The following is a 24,155-nucleotide window of genomic DNA, read 5'->3' as shown; positions in this document are numbered from 1 at the left end:
CACTGACACGGGCCGGGGGACGTCAGGGGCCCGCCGCGGGAGACGTAGGCTTGAGCGGTGCGCGAACGGGACTTCTGGCAGCTGGTCGACGAGGTGTTCGGTCCGGCCTACGGGCGCACCCTGGCGCGCGAGCAGGTGCTGCCCGCGCTCGACGGGCGTACCCCGGCGGTGGCCCTGGACGAGGGCGACGAGCCGCGCGACGTGTGGCACGCGCTGTGCGACGCGCTGGACGTGCCCGACGCCGAGCGCTGGGGCAAGGACAAGTACCGGCAGGCTCCGCCGCGCCGCTGAGCCCGGCGAGATGTCCCGCGACACGCCGGTGTGTCCTTCTTGCCTCGAACAGGCGTTCGGCTAGACTTCGACCACAGGCACGGATTTCGGAACGTCGTCCACAGGCGGCGGCCGGAGAAGGCGTCCGTGTCAGTGGCTCCGCGTACCGTCGGCAACGACGTACAGAGCCATCCACGCCGGCGCACAGAGCGCCCCGAAGACGAAGGTTGTTGCACATGCCCGCACCAGCAGATCGCGAGAAGGCCCTCGAAGCGGCCCTCGCCCAGATCGACCGTAACTTTGGCAAGGGTTCGGTCATGCGCCTCGGCGACGAGACCCGTGCCCCCATCGAGGTGGTCCCCACCGGCTCGATCGCTCTCGACGTGGCCCTCGGTATCGGCGGCCTGCCCCGTGGGCGCATCGTCGAGGTGTACGGCCCGGAGTCCTCCGGCAAGACGACCATCGCGCTGCACGCGGTGGCCAACGCCCAGCGCCAGGGCGGCATCGCGGCGTTCATCGACGCGGAGCACGCGCTGGACCCCGAGTACGCCAAGAAGCTCGGCGTCGACACCGACGCCCTCCTGGTCTCGCAGCCGGACACCGGCGAGCAGGCGCTGGAGATCACGGACATGCTGATCCGCTCCGGCGCGCTCGACATCATCGTGGTCGACTCGGTCGCCGCGCTGACGCCCAAGGCCGAGATCGAGGGCGAGATGGGCGACAGCCACGTGGGTCTGCAGGCCCGGCTCATGTCGCAGGCCCTGCGCAAGATCACGGGTGCGCTCAGCGCGTCCGGGACCACCGCGATCTTCATCAACCAGCTTCGCGAGAAGATCGGCGTCTTCTTCGGCTCGCCCGAGACCACGACGGGCGGCAAGGCGCTGAAGTTCTACGCGTCGGTCCGCCTCGACATCCGCCGCATCGAGACCCTCAAGGAGGGCACGGACGCGGTCGGCAACCGTACCCGGGTGAAGGTCGTCAAGAACAAGATGGCCCCGCCGTTCAAGCAGGCGGAGTTCGACATCCTGTACGGCGTCGGCATCTCCCGCGAGGGCGGCCTCATCGACATGGGCGTCGAGCACGGCCTGGTGCGCAAGTCCGGCTCGTGGTTCACCTACGAGGGCGACCAGCTCGGTCAGGGCAAGGAGAACGCGCGGGCCTTCCTGCGCGACAACCCCGACCTCGCCAACGACATCGAGAAGCGCGTCAAGGAGAAGCTGGGCGTCGGACCGAAGGTCGACGCCCCGGCGGACGAGGCCGTGGTCACCCCGGCGCCGGCGCCCGCCGCGGTCACCGAGACGGCACCGGCCGCCGGCACCGTCGCGGCGGCGAGCTCGTCCGCTCGGACGACGACCACGGCGAAGGCCACCAAGTCGGCCGCCACGCGTTCGCGGACCACCAAGTCGACAGCGGCCAAGACCGCTGCCAAGGCGGAGGCGGCCGCCGAGAAGGCACCGTTCTGACGTGCAGTACGGTGATCCAGCGGGTGGTCCCGGCGTGGGGAAGCGTCGGGGCCATCCGACCGCTCGGACAGGAGGTCGATCGGGCGGCCGAGCGACCGGTCGTGGAGGCCGCGCCGACGCGGGCCGGGCACCCCGGCGGACCGTCGCGGAGCGCCTGGAGGCCGGCGAGATCAGCCGGGACGAGGCCGTCGAGAAGGCCCGCGAGGTGGTCCTGCGGATCCTGACGGCCGCGCAGCGGTCCCGCCGCGAGCTGGAGCAGTCGCTGGCCCGCAAGGGGTACCCCGAGGACGTCGTCCGGCAGGTGCTCGACCGGTTCGACGAGGTGGGGCTGGTGGACGACGCGACCTACGCGGAGACCATCGTCCGCACCCGGCACGCCGAGCGCGGGCTGGCCCGCCGCGGCATCGCCGCCGAGCTGCGCCGGCGGGGCATCGACGAGGACACGGCCACCGGCGCGCTGGACCAGCTCGACCCCGACGACGAGCGGGCCGCCGGCGCGAGGGTGGCCGCCAAGCTCGTCACCCGCACGCGCGGCCTCGACCGGCAGGTGCGCGTGCGCCGCGCCGTCGGCTCGCTCGCGCGGAAGGGCTACGCGCCCGGCCTGGCGTTCGAGCTGGTCCGCGATGCGCTCGCCGCGGAGGGTGAGGAGACCGACGACCTGTTGGGCGTCGGTATCGACTGAGCCGGCCTGCGGACGTACCGGCCCTCCATCCGGCGCTCAGCATCCAGCGGGACGGGTTGTCGGCCCTCAGGCGGACACGCTGTCGGCCACGCACCTTCCAGCGGGCTAGGTCGTCGCGCCACCGAGGCGGGCCGTCGTCTGGGCGGTAAAAACACCCGAGGCGATCGCGTCCGTACCAGGCAACCACGAGGGGTGCCCAAGCACACGTGCTTGGGCACCCCTCACCTGTCCTCTAAGAGCCGAGTACGTCAGCCGGGACCATCCCCGCCGGCATCGCCGGCACCGGCAGCAGCGCCAGCACCCGGTCCCCCCGCAGCCGCCCCGGCGACGGCCGGGTTGCCGATGCCGACACCCTCGACGGTCGCCCCAGCGGTCCGGCTGGACAGCAGCCTCGCCAGCCGGTGCGCCACGACCGTGAGCAGCCAGTTGATCAGGATGAACACGATCGCCACGATCACGAGCGCCTGCAGCGGGTTCTGCTCTCGCGACGAGAGGATCTGGGCCGACCGCAGGAGCTCTGGGTACAGGATGAACTGGCCGAGCGCCGAGTCCTTCAGCACCACCACGAGCTGCGACACCATCGCGGGCAGCATGGCGACCAGGGCCTGCGGGAGCTGGATCGAGCGGAGCGTCTGTCCCGGAGTCAGCCCGACCGCCAGCCCGGCCTCGCCCTGTCCCTTCGGCAGGTTCCCGACCCCGGCCCGGACCAGCTCGGCGATGACGGAGCCGTTGTACAGGATCAGCGCCACCACCACCGCGGTGAACGGCCGGTCGGTGATCCACTGGGCCTGCGCCGAGAAGAACATGTAGAAGAAGATCATCATCAGCAGCACGGGCACCGCGCGGAAGAACTCCACGATCACGCCCGAGAGCCACCGGACCACGCGGTTGCGCGACAGCCGTCCGACACCGAACACGATGCCGAACACGACGGCGCCCACCGTGGCGAACAGCGCCGAGCGCAGCGTGTTCTGCAGGCCGGGCAGGTAGTAGAACTGCCACGCCTCAGCGGACACGGCGTTCTCCCAGAGCGACGCCGCGAACTGGCCCTTCTCGGCCAGGACGGCGACCACCCAGGCGAGGCCGGCGAGCAGCGCAAGGGCCGCGATGATGTTGCCGACGGTCGAGAAGGCCCGGGCGCGGGGCCCCGGCGTGTCGAACAGCACGGACGCGCTCATCGCTTCACCGCCAGTCGCTCGGACAGCCAGGTGGTGGTCAGGCCGATCGGGATCACCAGGATCACGTAGCCGATCGCGAACACCAGGAAGATCGCCACCATGAGGTCCGGCCGGAACTCGATCATGGTCCGCATCAGCGACGACGTCTCGGTCGCGACGGAGGCGGCCGCGGCGACCGTCGAGTTCTTCAGCAGCGCGATGAGCGTGTTGCCGAGCGGCGCGATGGCCCCGCGGAACGCCTGCGGGAAGATCACCATGCGCGCGGCGGGCAGGAACGACAGCCCGATCGCGCGCGCGGCCTCCGCCTGCCCCACCGGCACGGTGTTCACGCCGGAGCGGATGGCCTCGCAGACGAACGCCGCGTGGTAGACGGCCAGGCCGATGACCGCGAACCAGAAGAACGTGGTCGCCAGCTCGCTGGACAGCGAGAGTCCGAGCTGCGAGAACACGACCAGGTACATGAACGTGAGGATGATCGTCAGCGGCGTGTTCCGGAAGATGGTCACGTAGGCGGTGCCGGCCCACTGGAGCGATGCGATCGGTGAGATGCGCATCAGCGCGAGCACGGTGCCGAGAAGCAGGGAGAGCAGCGCGGCCCAGAACGTGAGCTGGATGTTGACCCAGAACGCGCCAAGGACGTCGTACTGCTCGAAGAGCTCGGCGAACCCGGCGAGGAAGTCGTCCACGGTCACCTTTCAGGAGGGATGGTCGGGGGCGTCGCGGCACGGGCCGACGACGCCCGAGTGCCCGACGCCGGATCGGCGCCCGCACGGGGCGGGCGGTCCGGCGTCGGGCACGCTGGATCAGAGGGCGGTCAGCAGGTCACGCGCAGGCGTCCGGCGTCGGCGGGTTGAGGTCGGCGTTGGGGGTGTAGCCGGTGCCCTCGGTGTTGGAGGTCACCAGCTCCTCCCAGGTGCCGTCCTCGATCATCTCGGTGATCGCGGCGTTGATGTCCTCGCACAGGTCGGAGTCCTGCGGCAGGCCGACGCCGTAGCGCTCCTCGGAGAAGGGCGCACCGACGACCTTGAACTTGCCGGCGTTCTCCTCGGTCGCGGCCAGGCCGGCGAGGATGATGTCGTCCGTCGTGACGGCGTCGACCGCGCCGGAGGCGAGGGCGGTGGCGCACTCGGCGTAGCCGGGGCGCTCGACGAGCTGCACGCCCTCGGCGTACTCCGTCTTGATGTTCTCCGCCGACGTGGACCCGGTGACCGAGCAGAGGTTCTTGCCCTCCAGGTCCTCCGGGCCGGTGATGTCGGTGTTGTCGACCGAGACCAGCAGGTCCTGGCCGGCGACGAAGTACGGGCCGGCGAAGCTGATGAGCTGCTTGCGCTCGTCGGTGATCGAGTACGTCGCGAAGATCATGTCCACGTCGCCGTTCTGCAGCGCCGTCTCACGGTTGGCCGAGATGGTCTCGACGAACTCGATCTGGTCCTCGGAGTAGCCGAGCTTGTCGGCCACGTAGCGGGCGACGTCGGTGTCGAAGCCCGTGAACGTGTCGCCCTCCTGGAGGCCCAGGCCTGGCTGGTCGTACTTGATGCCGATGCGGATGGTCTCGCCACCACCGGTGGCGGTGTCCTCGCCGGTCGGCTCGCCGACCTCGCCGCCGGCACAGGCCGAGAGCGCGAGAGTGGAGGCCGCCGCCATCGCCAGGAGGCCCATGGTGTGCTTGCGCATGATTGCCCTTCGGTAGTGGGGCCCGGTCGGACCCCGGGGGTAGGGGATCGGTCGGTGAAAGGTCAGTGGGTCAGGATCTTGGACAGGAAGTCCCGGGCCCGCTCGCTCTTGGGCGCGGTGAAGAACTCCTCGGGATGAGCCTCCTCGACGATCTGCCCGTCCGCCATGAAGACCACGCGGTCCGCGGCCTTGCGGGCGAAGCCCATCTCGTGGGTGACGACGATCATCGTCATGCCCTCCTGGGCGAGCGCGACCATGGCGTCCAGCACCTCGTTGACCATCTCCGGGTCGAGGGCCGACGTCGGCTCGTCGAAGAGCATCACCTTGGGCTGCATCGCCAGCGCGCGGGCGATCGCCACGCGCTGCTGCTGACCGCCCGAGAGCTGGGCGGGCATCTTGCCCGCCTGGTTGCCGACCCCCACGCGGTCGAGCAGGGCACGCGCCTGCTCCTCCGCCGCCTTCTTGCTCATGCCGCGGACCTTGCGCGGACCGAGGGTCACGTTGTCGAGCACGGTCTTGTGCGCGAACAGGTTGAACGACTGGAAGACCATGCCGACCTCGGCGCGCAGCTTCGCCAGGGCCTTGCCCTCCTCGGGCAGCTCCTTGCCGTCCACGGTGATGGTGCCGTCGTCGATGGTCTCCAGGCGGTTGATCGCCCGGCACAGCGTCGACTTGCCGGAACCGGACGGGCCGATCACGACCAGCACCTCGCCCTTGCGGACGGTGAGGTCGATGTTCTGCAGCACGTGCAGCGCGCCGAAGTGCTTGTTCACCCGCTTCAGCTCGACGAGGGGCGCCCCGAGGGCGCGGTCCGACGTCGGAGCGTCCGCGATGTCGTCGGCCGCCGGTTGGCCGGTGGTCGAGGTGCTCTGGTCCATCCCTTGAACCTAACGATCGGATGTTTCGAGGACCAAGTCGACGGGTCATCCGAGCACAACGTTTCGGTAACAGATGCCCGCTATGCCCCCGGGACCGGCGGTTCGGCGCGGCGCGACCGGGGTCGTAAGATCGACGCGATGTCCACGACCGCCCTCCCCCCAGCCCTGCCCGACGGCGCAGCGTCCGCCGTCGACGACGTTCCCGAGCCGCGGCAGCGCACGTACGTGGTGCGCACCCTCGGCTGCCAGATGAACGTGCACGACTCCGAGCACATGGCCGGCATGCTCGAACAGGCCGGCTACACGCGCGCGTCCAGCCAGGACGAGGCAGCCAACGCCGCCGACGTCGTGGTCATCAACACGTGCGCCGTGCGCGAGAACGCGGCGACGAGGCTGTACGGCAACCTGGGCCAGCTCGCGAGCATCAAGGCGGCGCGGCCGGGCATGCAGATCGCGGTCGGCGGGTGCCTGGCGCAGAAGGACCGTGGCGACATCGTCGCGAAGGCGCCGTGGGTCGACGTCGTGTTCGGCACGCACAACCTGGACGCCCTGCCGGTGCTGCTGGAGCGCGCTCGGCACAACGAGGCGGCGCAGGTGGAGATCGCCGAGTCCTTGCAGGTCTTCCCGTCCACGCTGCCGACAAAGCGCGAGTCCGTCTACGCCGGCTGGGTGAGCATCTCGGTGGGCTGCAACAACACCTGCACCTTCTGCATAGTGCCGCACCTGCGCGGCAAGGAGCGCGACCGCCGTCCGGGCGAGATCCTGGCCGAGGTCGAGGCGCTCGTGGCCGCCGGCGCCATCGAGGTGACGCTGCTGGGGCAGAACGTGAACAGCTACGGCGTCGAGTTCGGCGACCGCGGCGCGTTCGCCAAGCTGCTGCGCGCGTGCGGGCGGATCGAGGGTCTGGAGCGCGTGCGGTTCACGTCCCCGCACCCGGCCGCGTTCACCGACGACGTCATCGCCGCCATGGCCGAGACCCCCAACGTGATGCCGCAGCTCCACATGCCGCTGCAGTCCGGTTCCGACCGGATCCTGCGCGCCATGCGCCGCTCGTACCGCTCGGAGAAGTTCCTCGGCATCCTGGACCGGGTCCGCGCCGCGATGCCCGACGCCGCGATCACCACCGACATCATCGTCGGCTTCCCTGGCGAGACCGAGGAGGACTTCGCCGAGACCATGCGCGTGGTCGAGGCGTCCCGGTTCAGCTCGGCGTTCGTCTTCCAGTACTCGCCCCGCCCGGGCACGCCCGCCGCGACCATGGCCGACCAGCTTCCCAAGGAGGTCGTGCAGGAGCGGTTCGAGCGCCTGCTCGCCCTGCAGGAGCGGATCGGCGCGCAGGAGGCCGACAAGCAGGTCGGGCGCACGATCGAGGTGCTCGTCGCCGAGGGCTCCGGCCGCAAGGACGGCGCGCGGCACCGCCTGTCCGGCCGCGCCGCGGACAACCGCCTGGTCCACTTCGGCCTGCCCGCCGGCGCCGGCTCCGGCAGCCCGGCCGACGGCGCCCCGGCCGGCTCGGGCGCGCACCTCACCGACGTCGACCTCACGCAGGCGCCGACGAGCCTGGCCGACCCGCGCCTGTCCGACGTCGTACCGGAAGGACTGCCGCGGCCGGGCGACATGGTGACCGTGACCGTGACGAAGGCCGCGCCGCACCACCTGATCGCGGACCACGCGGACGGTACGCCCCTGGCGGTGCGCCGCACCCGCTCGGGCGACGCCTGGGCCGCGCGGGAGAAGGCGCGGCTCAGCAGGGGAGAGGACGAGCACGCGCACGGCACGCCGGCGCCGTCGGGCCCGGTCTCGCTGGGCCTGCCGACCCTGCGCACGAGCTAAGACCACCGACGGCGGATCGCCTCCGTCGGGAGGTCCGCCTCCAGCACGGTTTTGCGCATGCTTCCGGGCCCAGGAGCATGCGCAACGCCGTGCTCGAAGCGGACCGCCGGGCCTGGTCCTACCTGGCGGCGTCGTCCGGGTCGGCCGGGCCGATCTCCGGCGGCGGCGCCAGCGAGGCGACCGTCGAGAAGAACTGGCTCGCGGTGACCAGACCGCACGACACGGTCTGGGCGAGCTGCTCCTCGGTGGCGCCGTGCTCGAAGTCCACCGACACCTCGGCGTACAGGGCGAGCCCCGCACCCTCCTCGCGGGTGTAGACCTTGGGCCAGATGCGCTCGCGGTTCCAGTCGTTCGCGGCCTGCAGCACGGCCAGGCGCGCGCCGACCGGCAGCGCACCGGCCCAGCGGCCGCGCACCTGCAGGATCTCGTCGTGCTCGCCGAGCAGCAGGAACCAGAACCGGTTGCCGTCCCAGGTGCCGGTGACGTCGCCGTCGTCGTCGATGCGGAACCGGTAGCCGCGGCGGGACAGGTCGTCACCGACGCGCTGCGTGCTCAGCGGACGGGGCTTGTCGACCTCCACGTTCGTCAGCGTCGTGCGGTTCTGGGCGCCGGAGGTGCGCCGCGCCGCCGGTGGCCGCGGGTTGAGCAGTCGCGCGAGCCAGCGGCCCGCGCCGCCTCCGCTGCGGGCCGGGCTCATGGGGCGGACCGTAACGGGTCGGGGAACGTCTCGTCGAGGTGCTCGAAGAACATCGACCCGGTGGTCAGCCCGCACTGCAGGAGCTGGTCGAGCTGGTCCTCCGTGACACCGTGCTCGAGGTCGACCGTGACCTCGGTGTAAACGAGCACCGCTCCGTTGTCGCGCACGCGGACGTACGTCTTGGGCCAGATGCGCTCGGCGTTCCACTCGTTGCAGATCTCGAGGATCTGCTCGAGCCGCTCGATCGTGAGGTCCCGGTGCCACTGCCCGCGCACCTGGAGCACCTCGGAGCTCTCGCCGACCATGAGGAAGTAGAACAGCCAGCCGTGCCACAGCCCGCCGACGTCGCCCTCGGAGTCCACGAAGTAGCTGAACCCGTTCTCGCCCAGCCATTCGACCACCCGGTCACGGGTGAGGGGCTCGGGTACGGAGGAGGGGTCGTCGAGGCCGCCCGTCAGCTCGCGGAGCAGCACGCCCTCGACCTGTGCCCGCAGCTCGTCGTCGTCGAGCTCCTTGTTGAGTTCTCTGGGCTCGGGCTGCTGCGGGCTGGTGGCCGCACGGTCGCCGTCGCCCGCCGTGTTCCGGCGTCGTGACCCGAAGAACCTCACCAGCCCACAGTACCCGCCAGACCCCTTCCAGCGCTGTGCCCTTCGGGTGAAAGGAGTGGATTGGGCTCGGAACGGCGTGCGGCGGCGCCTGGTGTTAGTTTCGTGGACCGTGCGCGCCGTGATCCTGCCCGCTACACCGCTGCTCATCGCGGGGCTTACCCCCGGCCTGCGGGCCGATCCGCTCGCCGACGTGCGCCGCGCCGTGGCGGCCGCGCTGGCCGAGCTCACGGCCGGCGGGCGCCTGCCGCTGGTCCTTGCGCACGGCCCGGCGCTGCGGCGGGGCCTGATGCGCCCGTCGCTGTCGGGCTCGGGCATCGGCGACCGGTGGCTGCCCGACATCTGGGCAGGTTCGGCGCAACCAGCCCCGGCAGACCCGGCGCGCCGTCTTCCGGTAGGCCCAGGCAGTCGCGCCGGACGAGCGGACGGCGACCTCCCGGCCGCCGGTACCGGCGCCTCGGTGGCGCTGCTGGCGCTCGCGGACGTGCTGGGTGCGCGGGCCGCCGACGTCGAGACGCTGGAGGTGCCGCTCGACCCGGCCGTGCCGGACGGCGAGTCGGTGGACCTGCTGCGGCGCGCCGAGGGCCTGGTCGTGGCGGGCGGGGGAGCGCCCGGCGGGCTGGACAGCGGCCCGGACGCGCTGACGCCGGGGGTCAGGGCGGCGCTGGACGCGGCGGGTGCGGGGGCCTGGGCCGCGGACGTGCGGGTCTTCGGACAGTCGCAGGACCATCTGCCGCCGGAGTATCGGGTGACCGTCCTGTCGTGAGGTCCTGTTGCTAGCCGGTTGCCGACGGCGGCGGCCCGTACACGGTTGTCGGCGACGCCGGCCCGTACAGTGGCCGGGTGATCGTCGTCGCCGTCGTGGGGCCCACCGCCACCGGGAAGTCGGACCTCGCGCTCGACCTGGCCGAGGTGCTCGGCGCCGGTTCCGCGGCCGGGGGCGCCGGCGCTCCGCCCCGCAGTCTCCCTGGCGCCGCCCGCACGACCGCGGACGCCCGCACGACCTCGGACGCAGGCCGGCCCGCGGCGGAGATCGTCAACGCCGACGCCTACCAGCTCTACCGCGGCATGGACGTCGGCACGGCCAAGGTGCCGCCGGCCGAGCGGCGCGGGATCGCGCACCACCAGCTCGACGTGCTGGACCCGATGGAGGACGCCTCCGTGGCGCGCTACCAGGAGTCGGCCCGCGCCGACCTGGACGCGATCGCCGGGCGCGGCGCACGCGCCGTCGTCGTGGGCGGGTCCGGGCTGTACGTGCGGGCGCTGCTCGACGACATGGACTTCCCGGGCACGGACGCGGAGGTCCGCGCCCGGCTGGAGGCGCGGGCGGAGGCCGAGGGGCGGCGCGCGCTGCACGCCGAGCTGGAGCGGCTGGACCCGCAGGCCGCCGCGAGCATCGGCCCGCACAACACGCGCCGCATCGTGCGCGCGCTGGAGGTCATCGAGCTCACCGGCCGCCCGTACACGGCCAACCTGCCGCGTCAGGAGTACGTGCGCCCGGCGGTGCAGATCGGGCTGGACTGCTCGCGCGAGGTGCTGGACGCGCGGGTCGCCGGGCGGGTGGACCGGATGTGGGCGGCGGGTCTCGTGGACGAGGTGCGTGCGCTGGCCGGCCCGGAGCAGGGCGGCACGGGGCCGGGTCTCGGCGTCACGGCGGCCCGCGCCGTCGGCTATGCGGAGGTGCTCGCCTGGTGGCGCGGTGAGCTCACGGAGGCCGAGGCCCGGGAGGCCGTCACGGCGAACACCCGGCGCCTGGCCCGAAAGCAGATGGGCTGGTTCGGACGCGACCCGCGCGTGCACTGGCTCGACGCCGCATCGCCCCACCTGCTCGACGAGGCCCTCGCGGTCGTCGCGGCCGCCGACACCGGGACCCTGCCCGTTGCGGGGCCGGAGCCCGTGCGCCGTAGCCTGGGGTCATGACGCAGCCCGCGACCAGCCCAACGCCGTCGGCCCCGACGCCCGGCACCCTCGCCTTCACGAAGGGACACGGCACGCAGAACGACTTCGTGCTGATCGCGGACCCGGAGGGCGTCCTCGACCTCGGTCCGGACGACGTGCGCCGGCTCGCCGACCGCCGGGCCGGGATCGGGGGCGACGGCGTGATCCGGCTCGCGCCGACCGCCGCGCTCGCCCGCGCGGGCGAGCCGACCGCCCAGGACGCCCTGGCCACCGACCCGACCGCCGAGTGGTTCATGGACTACCGCAACGCCGACGGCTCCGTCGCCGAGATGTGCGGCAACGGCGTGCGCGTCTTCGCCGCGTTCGCCGAGCGCGAGGGGTTGGCCGACCTGTCCGCCGGCCCGCTCAGCCTCGGCACCCGGGCCGGCGTCAAGCGCGTGACCAAGGAGCCCGGCGGCTGGTACGCCGTCGACGTGGGGCCCTGGTTCCTGCCCGGCGGCGAGACCGCCGCCGCCGACGGGTACGACGCCGCCGTCGCCGTCCGCGGCTGGTCGGCGCCCCGCCCGGCCCTGAGCGTCGACCTCGGCAACCCGCACACCGTCGTCGCCCTCGCGAGCCTCGACGAGCTGGCGTCGCTCGAGCTGTTCCACGCCCCCGAGGTGGCACCCCTGCCGCCGCACGGCACCAACGTCGAGCTCGTCGTGCCGCTCGGCGAGGAGGAGGGGCCGGACGGCGCCGTCGTGGGCCGCCTGCGCATGCGCGTGCACGAGCGCGGGGTGGGCGAGACGCCGTCGTGCGGCACGGGCGCCTGCGCCGCGGCGCTCGCGGTGCGGACCTGGCAGGGCGGGGCGTCCGGCGACGGCGCCCCCGACACCTGGATCGTCGAGGTGCCGGGCGGCGAGGTGCGGGTCCGCGTGCTGCCGGGCGGCAACGTCGAGCTCGCGGGGCCGGCCGAGCTGGTCTACTCCGGGCAGGTCGGGTTGCCCACCGGCGCGGTCCGCTGAGCGAGCGGTCCGCTGAACGAACGAACGGTCCGCTGAGCGGGCCGTGACGCGCTCCGGGGAAAGTTCTCCCGAGCAGGTCCGTTGCTGTGCGTAGTCATCGTCTACTCACGGCAACACGCTCCCGCGAGAGACCTTTCCCCGAGACAGGCGGGCACTCCAGCAGTGAGCGAGGGTCCGCTGAGTGGACCGTGACGCGCTCCGGGGAAAGTTCCCCCGAGCAGATCCGTTGCCGTGCGTAGTCATCGTCTACTCACAGCAACACGCCCCCGCGAGGGAATTCTCCCCGAGGCAGGCGGGCACTCCAGTCCCCGCGACCGGCAGGCGCTCCAGCAGGCGAGCCCTCAGTGCCGGCGCGCGGCGCCCGGCGTCAGCCCGCGACCCGTAGGACCCGGAACCCCTTGGACGATGCCTCCCGCGCGACAGCCAGCCCGAGCTCGTCGGTGATCCAGCGCGCGAGTGAGTCGGAGCCCAGGTTCTTCTGCACCACCAGCCACGCCTGTGCGCCGTCGGCCAGGCGGGGCAGCCAGCGGGTCAGGAGCTCGTGCAGCGCCTGCTTGCCCACCCGGATCGGTGGGTTGGACCAGCACACGTCGAACCTGAGGTCGCCGGGCACCTCGTCGGGCAGGGCCGCGCGGACGTTCTCGAGGCCCAGCCGCTCGGCGTTGCGTCGCACCAGGTCGAGGGCCCGCTCGTTGACGTCGACAGCCCACACCGTCGCGTGCGGCGCCTCCAGCGCCAGGCTCAGCGCGATGGGCCCCCAGCCGCACCCCAGGTCGAGCAGGTCGCCCGACGGCGGCGGTGCGGGCACCTCGTTCAGCAGCACCGCCGTGCCCTTGTCCACGCCGCCGGGGGAGAAGACGCCCGCGGCGACCTCGACCTCCAGCTCCCGGCCGGCGAGCCGGACCGTGCGGGTGCGGCGCTCGTCGTCCGAGGCGGGCTGCGCGGTGAAGTAGTGGTCGGTGGGCACCGCACGATCGTAGGCGCTTGCCCGCCGTCGTGACCGGTGCCAGCCTGCGGGGATGGAGATCGTACCGGCCACGGCGGACCGGTGGGACGACGTGCAGGCCGTGTTCGGCACACGCGGCGGCGCCCACCACTGCCAGTGCCAGCGCATCCGGCTCGGGGACCGGGCCTGGTGGTACATGCCCGTCGAGGAGCGCGCCCACCACCTGCGGGAGCAGCTCGACGCGGGACCGGACGGCGAGGCAGGGCCGGGCGGCGATGCCCCGACGGGCGGTGACGCCGCGACAGGCAGTGACGGCGAGGGCGGCGCGGTAGGTGGCGGGGGTGGCGCGCCGACGTCGGGCGCGCTGATCGGCTACGTCGACGCCGAGCCGGCCGGCTGGGTGGCGGTGGCACCCCGCACCGAGTTCGTCCGCTACCGCGGCAGCCAGGTCCCGTGGGCTGGCCGGCACGAGGACAAGGACGACGCCGGCGTCTGGGCGATCACGTGCTTCGCCGTCCGCGCGGGGATGCGCAAGCGGGGCCTGATGTACGAGCTGGCGGCGGCCGCCGTCGAGCATGCGCGGGAGCGGGGTGCCGAGGCGGTCGAGGGGTACCCGATCGTGCCGGACCCCGGGCAGCAGATCACCTGGGGTGAGGTCAACGTCGGCACGCCAGGCCCGTTCGCGGCGGCGGGGCTCACGGAGGTCAGCCGGCCGACGAAGCGGCGCCGCGTCATGCGGCTGGACTTCTGACAGCCTCGCGTTCGGGGCGGGCGTGCTCCGCGTTACGGCAGGCACGCTTCGCGCTTACAGCAGGCACGCTGCCGGCCTGCGGCAGACACGTCTCGCGCTTGCGGGCAGTCGCGCCTCGCGCTGGGCAAGACGCGCTACGCGCTGCGGGAAACACATAGCCGTGGGACTTTCGGCCGTGGGATCCTTGTTGTACCAAGGCAAGAACAACCGAGAGTTAGGTAGTACATGACCCACACCCCGACAGAGCCCGAGCTCCCCGCAGAGGAGACGCCCGAACTCCGCGCGGCCCAGGCAGACGCCCAGGCGATCGCGAACGATGTCGTGGCACGGGTTCTCGCTCGGGCGGGGACAGCGCGTGCCGACGGCGGCACCGTGCACACGGAAGCCGACGGCGACCAGTTCGACCTTGAGGAGCGCACCGCGCTGCGCCGCGTGGCCGGCCTCTCGACGGAGCTCGAGGACGTCACGGAGGTCGAGTACCGGCAGCTCCGGCTGGAGAAGGTGGTGCTCGTCGGCCTGTACTCGGGTGGTGAGCAGGCGGCCCGTGACGCGGAGATCTCGCTGCGCGAGCTGGCCGCGCTGGCCGAGACAGCCGGCTCCCAGGTGCTGGACGGCCTGCTGCAGCGTCGGCAGAAGCCGGACCCGGGCACCTACCTGGGGTCCGGCAAGGCCCAGGAGCTCGCGCAGGTGGTCCTCGCGTCAGGCGCCGACACCGTGATCGTCGACGGCGAGCTCGCCCCGTCCCAGCGCCGCGCGCTGGAGGACGTGGTGAAGGTCAAGGTCATCGACCGGACGGCCCTGATCCTCGACATCTTCGCGCAGCACGCCAAGTCCCGTGAGGGCAAGGCGCAGGTCGAGCTCGCGCAGCTCGAGTACCTGCTGCCGCGCCTGCGCGGCTGGGGCGAGTCGATGTCCCGCCAGGCCGGTGGCCAGGTGGGCGGCGCGGGCGCCGGCATGGGCTCGCGCGGTCCCGGTGAGACGAAGATCGAGCTGGACCGGCGCCGCATCCGCAACCGGATGGCCAAGCTGCGGCGTGAGATCGCCGCGATGAAGCCGGCCCGCGAGACCAAGCGGCTGAGCCGCAAGCGGAACGCGGTCCCGGCGGTCGCGATCGCGGGCTACACCAACGCGGGCAAGTCGTCGCTGCTGAACGCGCTGACCGGCGCGGGTGTGCTCGTCGAGAACGCGCTGTTCGCGACGCTCGACCCGACGGTGCGGCGCACCAGGACCGACGATGGCCGCGTCTACACGCTGACCGACACCGTCGGCTTTGTGCGGCACCTGCCGCACCAGCTCGTCGAGGCGTTCCGGTCCACCCTGGAGGAGGTCGGCGACGCCGACATCCTGCTGCACGTGGTCGATGCGTCCCACCCGGACCCGGAGGGGCAGATCGCCGCGGTGCGCGAGGTGCTGTCCGAGATCCCGGCGTTCGAGGACGTGCACGAGATCGTGGTGCTGAACAAGGCCGACGTCGCCGACCCGACGGTCGTGGGCCGGATCCAGCGGCGCGAGCGGCACACCGCCGTCGTTTCGGCGCACTCCGGCGAGGGCATCGCCGAGCTCCGCGCCCGGATCGCGGCGGACCTGCCGCGGCCGGGCATCCAGATCGACCTCGTGGTCCCCTACGACCGGGGCGACCTGGTACACCGCGTGCACGAGCACGGCGACATCGAGCTCACCGAGCACGTCGCGGCGGGCACGCACCTGCGCGGCCGCGTGGACGAGCAGCTCGCGACCGAGCTGCGGCAGGTCGCCGTCGCGTCCTGACCGGACCCGTACCCACCCGTCTGGTGCTCAGGCCACCTGAGCGTCAGACGCGTCGTGTGGCCTGGCGCCGATACGCAAGCCGCTTGCGGGACCCTGCAAGTCCTGCAAGCGGTTTGCGCTGTCCGCGACTAGGATCGTCGTCATGTCGAGACGACTGGCGGACGTGGCCAAGAAGGTAGGGGTGAGCGAGGCGACGGTCAGTCGCGTGCTCAACGGCAAGCCCGGGGTGTCCCAGGGCACGAGGGACGCCGTGCTCACGGCCCTCGACGTGCTGGGCTACGAGCGGCCCACCAAGCTGCGCGGCAGCCGCGGCAAGCTGGTCGGCCTGGTGCTGCCGGAGCTCGTCAACCCGATCTTTCCCGCGTTCGCCGAGGTGATCGGCGGCGCGCTGGCGCAGCAGGGGTTCACCCCCGTCCTGTGCACGCGCACGGCCGGCGGCGTCACCGAGGCCGAGTACATCGACCTGCTGCTGCAGCAGCAGGTCTCCGGCGTGATCTTCGCGGGCGGCTTCTACGCCGAGCGGGACGCCGACCACGCGCACTACCGGCGGCTGGAGGACCTCGGGCTGCCCGTCGTGCTCATGAACGCCGCCATCGAGGACCTCGGCTTCCCGAGCGTCGCCTGCGACGACCTCGTGGCGGTCGAGCAGGCCATGGGCCACGTCACGTCCCTGGGCCACGAGCGGATCGGCCTGCTGCTCGGCCCCGCCGACCACGTGCCGTCCGAGCGCAAGCTCGCCGCGGCTCGGCGGTTCGCGAAGCGGCACGACCTGCCGCTCCGCGCCGAGCTCGTGGTGCACTCGCAGTACTCCCTGGAGAGCGGCCAGGCGGCGGCCAACCGGCTCATCGACGGCGGCGCTACGGCGATCGTCTGCGCCAGCGACCCGCTCGCCCTCGGCGCGATCCGGGCGGTGCGCCGGGCCGGGCTGTCGTGCCCGGCGGACGTGTCGGTGGTCGGCTTCGACGACTCGGCGCTGATGAACTCCACCGACCCGGCCCTGACCACGGTGCGGCAGCCGATCGAGCCGATGGGGCGCGCCGCCGTCGACCTGCTCGCCGCGCTCATCGCCGGGAGCGACGTGCCGCGCGACGAGTTGCTCTTCGAGCCCGAGCTGGTGGTCCGCGGCTCGACCGCGGCAACCAAGGTTGTCGCGAATCGATAAACTTCTTGTCGAGTTCTTGCAGTCTTGTTGTCGAGTGACTTACGGTTCACGACATGACGACGACGTCCGAGATGGCACAGGGACTGCACCCCGCCGCGCCCGACTGGTGGCGCAGCGCCGTGATCTACCAGATCTACCCGCGCAGCTTCGCGGACGGGAACGGCGACGGCACGGGTGACCTCGCCGGCGTCCGCTCGCGGCTGGGCTACCTGCGCGACCTCGGCGTCGACGCGATCTGGTACACGCCCTGGTACGCCTCGCCCCTGGCGGACGGCGGCTACGACGTGCGGGACTACCGCCAGATCGACCCGGCGTTCGGCACGCTGGCCGACGCCGAGGCGCTGATCGCCGAGGCGGGCGGGCTGGGCATCCGGACGATCGTCGACGTCGTGCCCAACCACATCTCCTCGGAGCACGAGTGGTTCCGCGCCGCGCTCGCGGCCGGCCCCGGCTCGCCGGAGCGCGAGCGGTTCTGGTTCCACGACGGCAAGGGTCCTGGCGGGGCGCAGATGCCCACGCGCTGGGTGTCGAGCTTCCAGGGCGACACCTGGACCCGCACCACCACTCCGGACGGCGCGCCCGGCCAGTGGTACCTGCACCTGTTCACCCCCGAGCAGCCCGACCTCAACTGGAACCACCCCGACGTCCGGCAAGAGCACGAGGACGTGCTGCGGTTCTGGTTCGACCGCGGGGCCGCCGGCATCCGGATCGACTCGGCGGCGCTCATCGTCAAGGACCCCGAGCTGCCGGAGGTCCCGGCCGCCGCGGGCGCGGGGGAGCACCCGCACCTGGACCGCGACGAGATCCACGACATCTACCGCGGCTGGCGCCGGGTCGCCGACTCCTACGCCGAGCCGCGCGTGCTGGTGGGCGAGGTGTGGCTCGCAGACCACGAGCGGTTCGCCCGGTACCTGCGCCCGGACGAGATGCACACGGCCTTCAACTTCGACTTCATGGCCCGCCCGTGGGACGCCAAGGAGCTGCGCGAGTCGATCCGGACCACGCTAGAGGCGCACGCCCCCGTCGGCGCGCCGGCCACGTGGGTGCTCTCCAACCACGACGTCACCCGGCCGGTGACCCGGTACGGCCGCGAGGACTCGTCGTTCGACTTCGCCGCCAAGCGGTTCGGCACGCCGTCCGACCTGGAGCTCGGGACGCGCCGGGCGCGGGCCGCCGCGCTGCTGGTCGCCGCGCTGCCGGGCGCCCTGTACGTCTACCAGGGCGACGAGCTCGGCCTGCCCGAGGCGGACGTGCCGCGCGAGCTGATCCAGGACCCGATGCACTTCCGGTCCGAGGGCGTCGACCCGGGCCGCGACGGCTGCCGGGTGCCCCTCCCGTGGACGCGCACGGGCACCAGCCTCGGCTTCGGGCCCGACGGCGGAGCCGAGCCCTGGCTGCCCCAGCCCGCCTCCTGGCCCGGCTACTCGGTCGAGGCGCAGGACGGCGACCCCGGCTCGATGCTGAGCCTCTACCGCCGGGCGCTGCACCTGCGCCGCGACCTGCCCGCGCTGCACACGGAAGAGCTCAGGTGGCTCGACCTCGGCGTGGGCGCCGACGGCGTCACCGGACCGGGCGAGGCCGCCCCGGACGACGTCCTCGCCTTCACCCGCGGCGCGGGCTTCGCCTGCGTCGTCAACCTCGGGACGGCCCCCGTCCCCCTGCCCGCCGGGGCCACGGTGCTCCTGGCGAGCGGCCCCGCCGACGGCGCCGTCGGGCCGGACGTCGCCGTCTGGCTCGCGTGGCCGTCCTGATCCCACTGCCTGCCCAGCTTTGCCCCAGACGTGCCGCGCCGGCGGTACACGACCAAGGAGTGACAATGAAGTCAGCACAGAAGCGCGCGGCGTTCGCCCTGGTGGGCGCCCTGTCGCTCGCCGGAACGGTGACGGCCTGCGGCTCGTCGTCGGAGGCGTCCGACGAGCCCACCGGGCCCGTGACCATCGAGGTCTCCATCGACGCGGGCCTCGAACAGGCCGCCGTCGACGCCTTCGACGAGCGCATCGCGCAGTTCGAGGAGGCCAACCCGGACATCCAGGTGGAGACCAAGGAGTTCACCTGGTCCGGCACGACGTTCGCGGCGGAGCTGGCGGGCGGCACGCTGCCCGACGTCTTCCCCATCCCGTTCACCGACGGCCGCGCCCTCATCGAGCAGGAGCAGATCGCCGACGTCAGCGACCTGGTGGCCGAGCTGCCCTACGCGGACCAGTTCAACCCCACCATCGCGGCCGCGGGCCAGGCCGCCGACGGCGCCATGTGGGCCGTCCCGATCGCCGCCTACAACCAGGGCCTCCACTACAACCGCCGGCTCTTCGAGGAGGCGGGCCTCGACCCCGACAACCCGCCCACGACCTGGGACGAGGTGCGCGCGGCGGCCAAGACCATCGCCGACGAGACCGGCCAGGCCGGCTATGCCCACATGACGCAGAGCAACACCGGCGGCTGGATCCTGACCACCGAGACCTACGCGCTCGGCGGCCGGATGATCGAGGGCGAGGGCGACGGGGCCACGGCCACCGTCGACAACGAGGCCACGGTCGCGGCCCTGGAGATGCTGCGCGAGATGCGCTGGGCGGACAACTCCATGGGGTCGTCCTTCCTGTACGACTGGAGCACCATCAACCAGGACTTCGCGGCGGGCAAGATCGGCATGTACGTCTCGGGCGGCGCCAACTACCCCAACCTGTTCACCCAGAACCAGATGAACCCCGACGAGTACGGGGTCACGGTGCTGCCGCTGGAGGGCGACGACGCCGGCACGCTCGGCGGCGGCACGCTCGCCGCGGTGAGCTCGACGGCGTCGGAGGCCGAGCAGGCCGCGGCGGTGAAGTGGATCGACTTCTACTACATCTCCAAGCTGACCGACCAGGAGGCCGCCGTGGCGGAGGCAGAGGTCGCCGCCGAGACCGACCAGCCCGTCGGGGCGCCCGCCCTGCCGATCTTCGACCGCGCGACGTACGAGGAGCAGCAGAGCTGGATCAAGGACCTGGTCAACGTGCCGCTGGAGAACTTCGCGCCGATGACCGACCAGATGTTCGATCAGCCCGTCGTCCCGGAGCCCGCCATCGCCACCCAGGACGTCTACGCGGCGCTCGACCCGGTGGTCCAGGCCGTGCTGACCGACGAGAACGCCGACATCGACGCCCTCCTGGCCGACGCGCAGACCCAGGTCCAGGCCATCCTCGACCGCAACCGATGACCACCCTGTCCAGCCCGCTCCGGACGGCGGCGGCCCAGCGGCCGTCGTCGTCCGGTCCCCGCCGGCGTGTCCGCCGCACGCCCCGGGACTGGCTGCGGGACGGCGGCCTGAGCACCCTGGTCATCGCCCTGCCGATGATCGTGGTGTTCGGGGTGTTCTCCTGGTTCCCCATCGGACGCGCGCTCGTCATGAGCGTCCAGGAGACCAACCTGGTCTCCGTGCCCGAGTTCGTGGGGCTCGACAACTTCGTCTACGTACTGCAGGACCCGCTGCTGGGCACCGCCGTCGCCAACACGCTCTGGTTCGCGCTGCTGGCGCTCGTCTTCGGCTACCCGGTGCCGCTGGCGGCCGCCGTCCTGATGAGCGAGGTGCGGCGGATGCGCGGCCTGTTCTCCGCGCTGGCCTACCTGCCCGTCGTCGTGCCGCCCGTCGTGGCCGTGCTGCTCTGGAAGTTCTTCTACGACGCCTCGGACACCGGTGTGTTCAACACCATCGCCGGCTGGGTGGGCCTCGGGCCCTACCCGTGGCTCCAGGACGCCACCACCGCCATGCCGTCCCTCGTGCTGGAGGCGACCTGGGCGGCCGCGGGCGGGACGGTCATCATCTACCTCGCCGCGCTCGTCGGGGTGCAGACCGAGCTGTACGAGGCGGCGGAGGTGGACGGCGCCGGCGTGTGGCGCAAGATCTGGCACGTCACGCTGCCGCAGCTGCGCGGCGTCCTCTTCATCACCCTGATCCTGCAGGTCATCGGCACGTCGCAGGTGTTCCTGGAGCCGTTCCTGTTCACCGGCGGCGGCCCCAACAACGCGACCCTCACGATCCTCATGCTGATCTACGACTACGCGTTCGGCAGCAGCCTCGGCGGCAACTACGGCGCCGCCACCGCCCTGAGCCTCATGCTCGCGGGAGTGCTGGCCGTGCTGTCGGCGATCTACTTCCGCGTGACCAGACCCTGGAGTACCTGATGGCCTCCTCCACCACCGAACGCGGCATCGTCTCGTCCCACGACCGGCGCCGGCCCGCCGTCCGGGGCACCCTCGCCGTGCTGCAGGGCGGCCTGCTGGTCGCCCTGGTCGTCGTCGGGCTCGGGCCGATCCTCTGGCTCGCCAAGGCCGCCGTCACCCCCACGCAGGACACGCTGCGCGAGCCGCTGGGCCTGTTCCCCAGCGGGGTCGACTGGGCCAACCTCGCCACCGCCTGGACCCGCGCCGAGATCGACCACTACTTCGTCAACACCGTGATCGTCGCGGCGGGCGCCTGGTTCTTCCAGCTCCTGGTCGCCACCACGGGCGGCTACGTGCTGTCCGTGCTCCGGCCGCGGTACGGGAACGTGATCCTCGGCCTCGTCCTGGCCACGCTCTTCGTGCCGTCCGTCGTGCTGCTCGTGCCGCTGTACCTGACCATCCTCGACGTGCCGGTCCTGCACCTCAGCCTGCTCAACACCTTCTGGGCGGTCTGGCTGCCGATGGGCGCGAGCGCGTTCAACGTGCTGCTGGTCAAACGGTTCTTCGACGGCCTCCCGCGCGAGGTCTTCGAGGCCGCCCGGGTCGACGGCGCCGGACCCTTCCGGCTGCTGTGGAGCATCGTGCTGCCGATGTCCAAGCCCATCCTGGGCGTCGTCTCCGTGTTCGCCGTCATCGCCGCGTGGAAGGACTACCTCTGGCCGCTGCTCGTGCTGCCGGACCCGGTGCACCAGCCGCTGTCCGTCCGCCTGCCCGCCATCGCGCCCTACCTGGAGCTCGACGTGTTCCTCGCGGCGCTCGCGATCTCGACGGTGCTGCCCATCGCGCTGTTCCTCGCGTTCCAGCGCCTGTTCCTGCGGGGAGCCGGGCTCGGTGGTGCGGTGAAGGGGTAGTGAGGAGGGAGGCGCCGAACCGAAAGCTAGGAGTCCATCAGGCCGGATGTTGACTCGTAGCTCTCGGTTCGGCGTTCGAACTGACTTTCAGGTTGCGGTTCGGCGCCGAGAGCTGTTCGGGAGCACGCGCAGGTTGCGGTTCGGCGGGCGGCCGGACCTGTGGACGAGACCGGGGTGGATGTCGGGGGTCCGGCCTAGGATCGAGTGCGTGACCAGCCTTCCCGACGCACCCACCGACAGCACCGCCGACACCGAGATCCCCGAGGTCGAGAAGCTCCTCGACCTGGCGGTGGGGGAGCTCGGCGGCGGGCGCAGAGCGGGCCAGCACCGCATGGCGGTGGCGGTGGGAGAGGCGATCGAGAAGGGCGAGCACCTGCTGGTCCAGGCGGGCACGGGCACGGGCAAGTCGCTCGGCTACCTGGTGCCGGCGGTCCGGCACGCCGTGGCGGCGGGGAACAAGGTCATCGTCTCGACGGCGACGCTCGCGCTGCAGCGGCAGGTCATCACCCGTGACCTGCCGCTCGTGGCCAAGGCCGTGGCGCCGCTGCTGCCGCGCGAGCCGCGCATCGCGCTGCTCAAGGGCTGGCACAACTACCTGTGCGTGCACAAGATCGGCGGCGGCTACCCCGCGGACGAGCCGACGCTCTTCGACCTGCCCGGCGGCGAGGACCACCCCCGGGCGGAGGACACGGGCGGCGCCGGAGGCACGGGCGGCGGCGCCCGCAGCCGGCGCAGGGAGGACGGCGCCTCGCTCGCCGACCACGTCCGGCGCCTGCACGAGTGGGCGAGCGAGACGGACTCGGGCGACCGGGACGACCTGGTACCCGGCGTCCCGGAGCGGGCGTGGCGGCAGGTGTCGGTGACGGCGCTGGAGTGCCTGGGTGGCAAGTGCCCCATGCTCGCCGAGTGCTTCCCGGACAAGGCACGCGCCGCCGCGCGCGACGCCGACGTCGTGGTCACCAACCACGCGATGCTCGGCATCGCGGCCACCGGCAGCCCGGGCGTCCTGCCCGAGCACGACGTCGTCGTGGTGGACGAGGCGCACGAGCTCACCGACCGCGTGACGTCGTCGGCCACGGTGGACCTGTCCATGGCGTCGGTGGAGAACGCCGCGCGGCTGGCCCGCCGGCACGCCGGCACGAACACCGATGCGCTCGACAAGGCGGCGCAGGATCTCGGGACGCTGCTGGTCACCGCGCCCGCCGAGCGGTTCCCCGACGGCCTGCCGGACGGGCTGCGGACGGCGGTCGGCGCGGTGCGGGACGCCGCGCGCGAGGTGCTGAGCACGCTCAAGCCGGACGCGAACGGCGCCAAGGGCAAGGACGCCGGCCAGCCCGACCCGGGCCTGAAGATGGCGCAGGGTGCCATGCTCCAGCTCTTCGAGACGGCCGAGCGGATGGCGTCGCAGGACACGACCGCCGACGTGCTGTGGTGCTCGCGCCCGGACAACGGCTGGGGTGGGTTCGGTGACAACGTCACGCGCCTGCACGCCGCGCCGCTGCACGTGGCGGGCCTGATCCGCACCCACCTGCTCGGCGAGGCGACCGGCGTGTTCACGTCGGCCACGCTGGCGCTCGGCGGCACGTTCGACGCTGTCGCCGGCACGCTCGGCCTGAAAGGTGAGGACGCCCCGCCGTGGGCGGGCCTCGACGCGGGCAGCCCGTTCGACTACCCGCGCCAGGGCATCCTGTACGTCGCCCGGCACCTGCCGGCCCCCGGCCGCGAGCCGACGACGGAGGCGCAGCTCGACGAGATCGCCGAGCTGATCACCGCGGCGGGCGGCCGCACGCTCGGGCTGTTCTCCTCCCGGCGCGCGGCGAACGCGGCGGCCGAGGCGATGCGGGAGCGGCTGGACCTCCCGATCCTGGCGCAGGGCGACGACCAGCTCCCCACGCTGGTCCGCGAGTTCGCCGAGGACCCGGCCACCTGCCTGTTCGGCACCTTGTCGCTGTGGCAGGGCGTCGACGTGCCGGGGCCGTCGTGCCAGCTCGTGCTCATCGACCGGATCCCGTTCCCGCGACCGGACGACCCGGTCAAGGCGGCGCGCGCCCGCGCCGTCGAGCAGGCGGGCGGCAACGGGTTCATGGCGGTGTCGGCGCAGCACGCGGCGCTGCTGCTCGCGCAGGGCGCCGGACGTCTCGTACGGAGCACGGAGGACCGCGGCGTGGTCGCGGTGCTGGACCCTCGCCTCGCGACCGCGCGCTACGCGTCGTTCCTCACGCGCTCGATGCCCGGGTTCTGGCCCACCACGGATCCCGCGCTGGTGCGTGCTGCGCTCGCCAGGCTCGACACATAGCC

Annotated in this window: 22 protein-coding genes; 15 read left to right on the top strand and 7 right to left on the bottom strand. The window is 72.5% G+C overall.

What is annotated here, in order from left to right; translation table 11 throughout:
• Positions 1 to 57 precede the first annotated feature (57 nt).
• The 3 genes from AC0QU1_RS16220 to AC0QU1_RS16210 all read left to right on the top strand — a co-directional run bounded on the left by AC0QU1_RS16220 (position 58) and on the right by AC0QU1_RS16210 (position 2,415).
• The gene (locus AC0QU1_RS16220; RefSeq protein ID WP_483570689.1) at positions 58 to 291 is read left to right on the top strand and encodes a DUF3046 domain-containing protein; all 234 of its coding nucleotides are present in this window, start codon (positions 58 to 60) and stop codon (positions 289 to 291) included.
• Positions 292 to 506: 215 nt separating this feature from the next.
• Positions 507 to 1,733, top strand: a complete 1,227-nt coding sequence (gene recA, locus AC0QU1_RS16215) for a recombinase RecA (RefSeq protein ID WP_483570687.1) — start codon at positions 507 to 509, stop codon at positions 1,731 to 1,733.
• A 34-nt stretch (positions 1,734 to 1,767) separates the two neighbouring features.
• Complete coding sequence (locus AC0QU1_RS16210; RefSeq protein ID WP_483570686.1) at positions 1,768 to 2,415, top strand: regulatory protein RecX; 648 nt, start codon at positions 1,768 to 1,770, stop codon at positions 2,413 to 2,415.
• Between the two features lie 248 nt (positions 2,416 to 2,663).
• On the opposite strand, the gene AC0QU1_RS16205 is transcribed toward AC0QU1_RS16210, so the two are convergent.
• From AC0QU1_RS16205 to AC0QU1_RS16190, 4 genes are all read right to left on the bottom strand, one after another.
• A complete protein-coding gene (locus AC0QU1_RS16205; RefSeq protein WP_483570684.1) occupies positions 2,664 to 3,593 on the bottom strand; it encodes an amino acid ABC transporter permease in 930 nt (309 codons plus the stop codon).
• Positions 3,590 to 4,279 (bottom strand): amino acid ABC transporter permease, encoded by a 690-nt coding sequence (locus tag AC0QU1_RS16200; RefSeq protein ID WP_483570682.1) that lies wholly within the window; start codon positions 4,277 to 4,279, stop codon positions 3,590 to 3,592. Before AC0QU1_RS16200 ends, AC0QU1_RS16205 begins: the two co-directional genes overlap by 4 nt.
• Before the next feature lie 136 nt (positions 4,280 to 4,415).
• Positions 4,416 to 5,267, bottom strand: coding sequence for a glutamate ABC transporter substrate-binding protein (locus AC0QU1_RS16195; protein WP_483570681.1), 852 nt, complete (start codon positions 5,265 to 5,267; stop codon positions 4,416 to 4,418).
• 62 nt (positions 5,268 to 5,329) lie between these two features.
• Complete coding sequence (locus AC0QU1_RS16190; RefSeq protein ID WP_483570680.1) at positions 5,330 to 6,145, bottom strand: amino acid ABC transporter ATP-binding protein; 816 nt, start codon at positions 6,143 to 6,145, stop codon at positions 5,330 to 5,332.
• A 138-nt stretch (positions 6,146 to 6,283) separates the two neighbouring features.
• Between AC0QU1_RS16190 and miaB the strand changes: the two genes are divergently transcribed.
• Entirely contained in the window at positions 6,284 to 7,978 is a 1,695-nt protein-coding gene (miaB, locus tag AC0QU1_RS16185) for a tRNA (N6-isopentenyl adenosine(37)-C2)-methylthiotransferase MiaB (RefSeq protein WP_483570679.1), read from the top strand.
• Positions 7,979 to 8,096: 118 nt separating this feature from the next.
• On the opposite strand, the gene AC0QU1_RS16180 is transcribed toward miaB, so the two are convergent.
• The gene (locus tag AC0QU1_RS16180; RefSeq protein ID WP_483570678.1) at positions 8,097 to 8,675 is read right to left on the bottom strand and encodes a type III secretion system chaperone family protein; all 579 of its coding nucleotides are present in this window, start codon (positions 8,673 to 8,675) and stop codon (positions 8,097 to 8,099) included.
• Positions 8,672 to 9,283 (bottom strand): type III secretion system chaperone family protein, encoded by a 612-nt coding sequence (locus tag AC0QU1_RS16175; RefSeq protein ID WP_483570677.1) that lies wholly within the window; start codon positions 9,281 to 9,283, stop codon positions 8,672 to 8,674. Before AC0QU1_RS16175 ends, AC0QU1_RS16180 begins: the two co-directional genes overlap by 4 nt.
• 109 nt (positions 9,284 to 9,392) lie before the next feature.
• Here AC0QU1_RS16175 and AC0QU1_RS16170 point away from each other — a divergent pair, with 109 nt between their 5' ends.
• From AC0QU1_RS16170 to dapF, 3 genes are all read left to right on the top strand, one after another.
• Positions 9,393 to 10,046 carry a hypothetical protein gene (locus AC0QU1_RS16170; protein WP_483570676.1) on the top strand — a complete coding sequence of 218 codons (654 nt, stop codon included), beginning with the start codon at positions 9,393 to 9,395 and terminating at the stop codon, positions 10,044 to 10,046.
• A gap of 77 nt (positions 10,047 to 10,123) precedes the next feature.
• The gene (miaA, locus tag AC0QU1_RS16165) at positions 10,124 to 11,200 is read left to right on the top strand and encodes a tRNA (adenosine(37)-N6)-dimethylallyltransferase MiaA (protein WP_483570675.1); all 1,077 of its coding nucleotides are present in this window, start codon (positions 10,124 to 10,126) and stop codon (positions 11,198 to 11,200) included.
• Positions 11,197 to 12,183, top strand: a complete 987-nt coding sequence (dapF, locus tag AC0QU1_RS16160; protein WP_483570674.1) for a diaminopimelate epimerase — start codon at positions 11,197 to 11,199, stop codon at positions 12,181 to 12,183. The genes miaA and dapF overlap by 4 nt, the downstream gene beginning before the upstream one ends.
• Before the next feature lie 367 nt (positions 12,184 to 12,550).
• On the opposite strand, the gene AC0QU1_RS16155 is transcribed toward dapF, so the two are convergent.
• Positions 12,551 to 13,150, bottom strand: coding sequence for a class I SAM-dependent methyltransferase (locus AC0QU1_RS16155; RefSeq protein ID WP_483570672.1), 600 nt, complete (start codon positions 13,148 to 13,150; stop codon positions 12,551 to 12,553).
• Between the two features lie 52 nt (positions 13,151 to 13,202).
• Here AC0QU1_RS16155 and AC0QU1_RS16150 point away from each other — a divergent pair, with 52 nt between their 5' ends.
• From AC0QU1_RS16150 to AC0QU1_RS16115, 8 genes are all read left to right on the top strand, one after another.
• On the top strand, positions 13,203 to 13,880 hold the full coding sequence (locus AC0QU1_RS16150; protein WP_483570671.1) for a GNAT family N-acetyltransferase: 678 nt from the start codon (positions 13,203 to 13,205) through the stop codon (positions 13,878 to 13,880).
• Between the two features lie 225 nt (positions 13,881 to 14,105).
• Positions 14,106 to 15,647 (top strand): GTPase HflX, encoded by a 1,542-nt coding sequence (hflX, locus tag AC0QU1_RS16145; protein WP_483570670.1) that lies wholly within the window; start codon positions 14,106 to 14,108, stop codon positions 15,645 to 15,647.
• Positions 15,648 to 15,789: 142 nt separating this feature from the next.
• Entirely contained in the window at positions 15,790 to 16,809 is a 1,020-nt protein-coding gene (locus AC0QU1_RS16140) for a LacI family DNA-binding transcriptional regulator (protein ID WP_483570669.1), read from the top strand.
• A gap of 53 nt (positions 16,810 to 16,862) precedes the next feature.
• A complete protein-coding gene (locus AC0QU1_RS16135; protein ID WP_483570668.1) occupies positions 16,863 to 18,560 on the top strand; it encodes a glycoside hydrolase family 13 protein in 1,698 nt (565 codons plus the stop codon).
• Between the two features lie 65 nt (positions 18,561 to 18,625).
• Positions 18,626 to 20,002 (top strand): ABC transporter substrate-binding protein, encoded by a 1,377-nt coding sequence (locus tag AC0QU1_RS16130; protein WP_483570666.1) that lies wholly within the window; start codon positions 18,626 to 18,628, stop codon positions 20,000 to 20,002.
• Positions 19,999 to 20,967, top strand: coding sequence for a carbohydrate ABC transporter permease (locus AC0QU1_RS16125; RefSeq protein WP_483570665.1), 969 nt, complete (start codon positions 19,999 to 20,001; stop codon positions 20,965 to 20,967). The genes AC0QU1_RS16130 and AC0QU1_RS16125 overlap by 4 nt, the downstream gene beginning before the upstream one ends.
• Complete coding sequence (locus tag AC0QU1_RS16120) at positions 20,967 to 21,857, top strand: carbohydrate ABC transporter permease (RefSeq protein WP_483570664.1); 891 nt, start codon at positions 20,967 to 20,969, stop codon at positions 21,855 to 21,857. The genes AC0QU1_RS16125 and AC0QU1_RS16120 overlap by 1 nt, the downstream gene beginning before the upstream one ends.
• A gap of 178 nt (positions 21,858 to 22,035) precedes the next feature.
• A complete protein-coding gene (locus AC0QU1_RS16115) occupies positions 22,036 to 24,153 on the top strand; it encodes an ATP-dependent DNA helicase (RefSeq protein WP_483570662.1) in 2,118 nt (705 codons plus the stop codon).
• Positions 24,154 to 24,155 lie beyond the last annotated feature (2 nt).

The sequence above is a fragment of the Promicromonospora noduliphila genome (genome assembly GCF_056951025.1).
This window is presented reverse-complemented; position numbering and strand designations above follow the sequence as displayed.

Coding starts and splice junctions, on each gene's coding strand:
- recA (WP_483570687.1), top strand. CDS start 507: ATGCCCGCACCAGCAGATCGCGAGAAGGCCCTCGAAGCGGCCCTCGCC.
- AC0QU1_RS16205 (WP_483570684.1), bottom strand. CDS start 3,593: ATGAGCGCGTCCGTGCTGTTCGACACGCCGGGGCCCCGCGCCCGGGCC.
- AC0QU1_RS16195 (WP_483570681.1), bottom strand. CDS start 5,267: ATGCGCAAGCACACCATGGGCCTCCTGGCGATGGCGGCGGCCTCCACT.
- AC0QU1_RS16190 (WP_483570680.1), bottom strand. CDS start 6,145: ATGGACCAGAGCACCTCGACCACCGGCCAACCGGCGGCCGACGACATC.
- miaB (WP_483570679.1), top strand. CDS start 6,284: ATGTCCACGACCGCCCTCCCCCCAGCCCTGCCCGACGGCGCAGCGTCC.
- AC0QU1_RS16180 (WP_483570678.1), bottom strand. CDS start 8,675: ATGAGCCCGGCCCGCAGCGGAGGCGGCGCGGGCCGCTGGCTCGCGCGA.
- dapF (WP_483570674.1), top strand. CDS start 11,197: ATGACGCAGCCCGCGACCAGCCCAACGCCGTCGGCCCCGACGCCCGGC.
- AC0QU1_RS16150 (WP_483570671.1), top strand. CDS start 13,203: ATGGAGATCGTACCGGCCACGGCGGACCGGTGGGACGACGTGCAGGCC.
- hflX (WP_483570670.1), top strand. CDS start 14,106: ATGACCCACACCCCGACAGAGCCCGAGCTCCCCGCAGAGGAGACGCCC.
- AC0QU1_RS16140 (WP_483570669.1), top strand. CDS start 15,790: ATGTCGAGACGACTGGCGGACGTGGCCAAGAAGGTAGGGGTGAGCGAG.
- AC0QU1_RS16135 (WP_483570668.1), top strand. CDS start 16,863: ATGACGACGACGTCCGAGATGGCACAGGGACTGCACCCCGCCGCGCCC.
- AC0QU1_RS16130 (WP_483570666.1), top strand. CDS start 18,626: ATGAAGTCAGCACAGAAGCGCGCGGCGTTCGCCCTGGTGGGCGCCCTG.
- AC0QU1_RS16125 (WP_483570665.1), top strand. CDS start 19,999: ATGACCACCCTGTCCAGCCCGCTCCGGACGGCGGCGGCCCAGCGGCCG.
- AC0QU1_RS16120 (WP_483570664.1), top strand. CDS start 20,967: ATGGCCTCCTCCACCACCGAACGCGGCATCGTCTCGTCCCACGACCGG.
- AC0QU1_RS16115 (WP_483570662.1), top strand. CDS start 22,036: ATGTCGGGGGTCCGGCCTAGGATCGAGTGCGTGACCAGCCTTCCCGAC.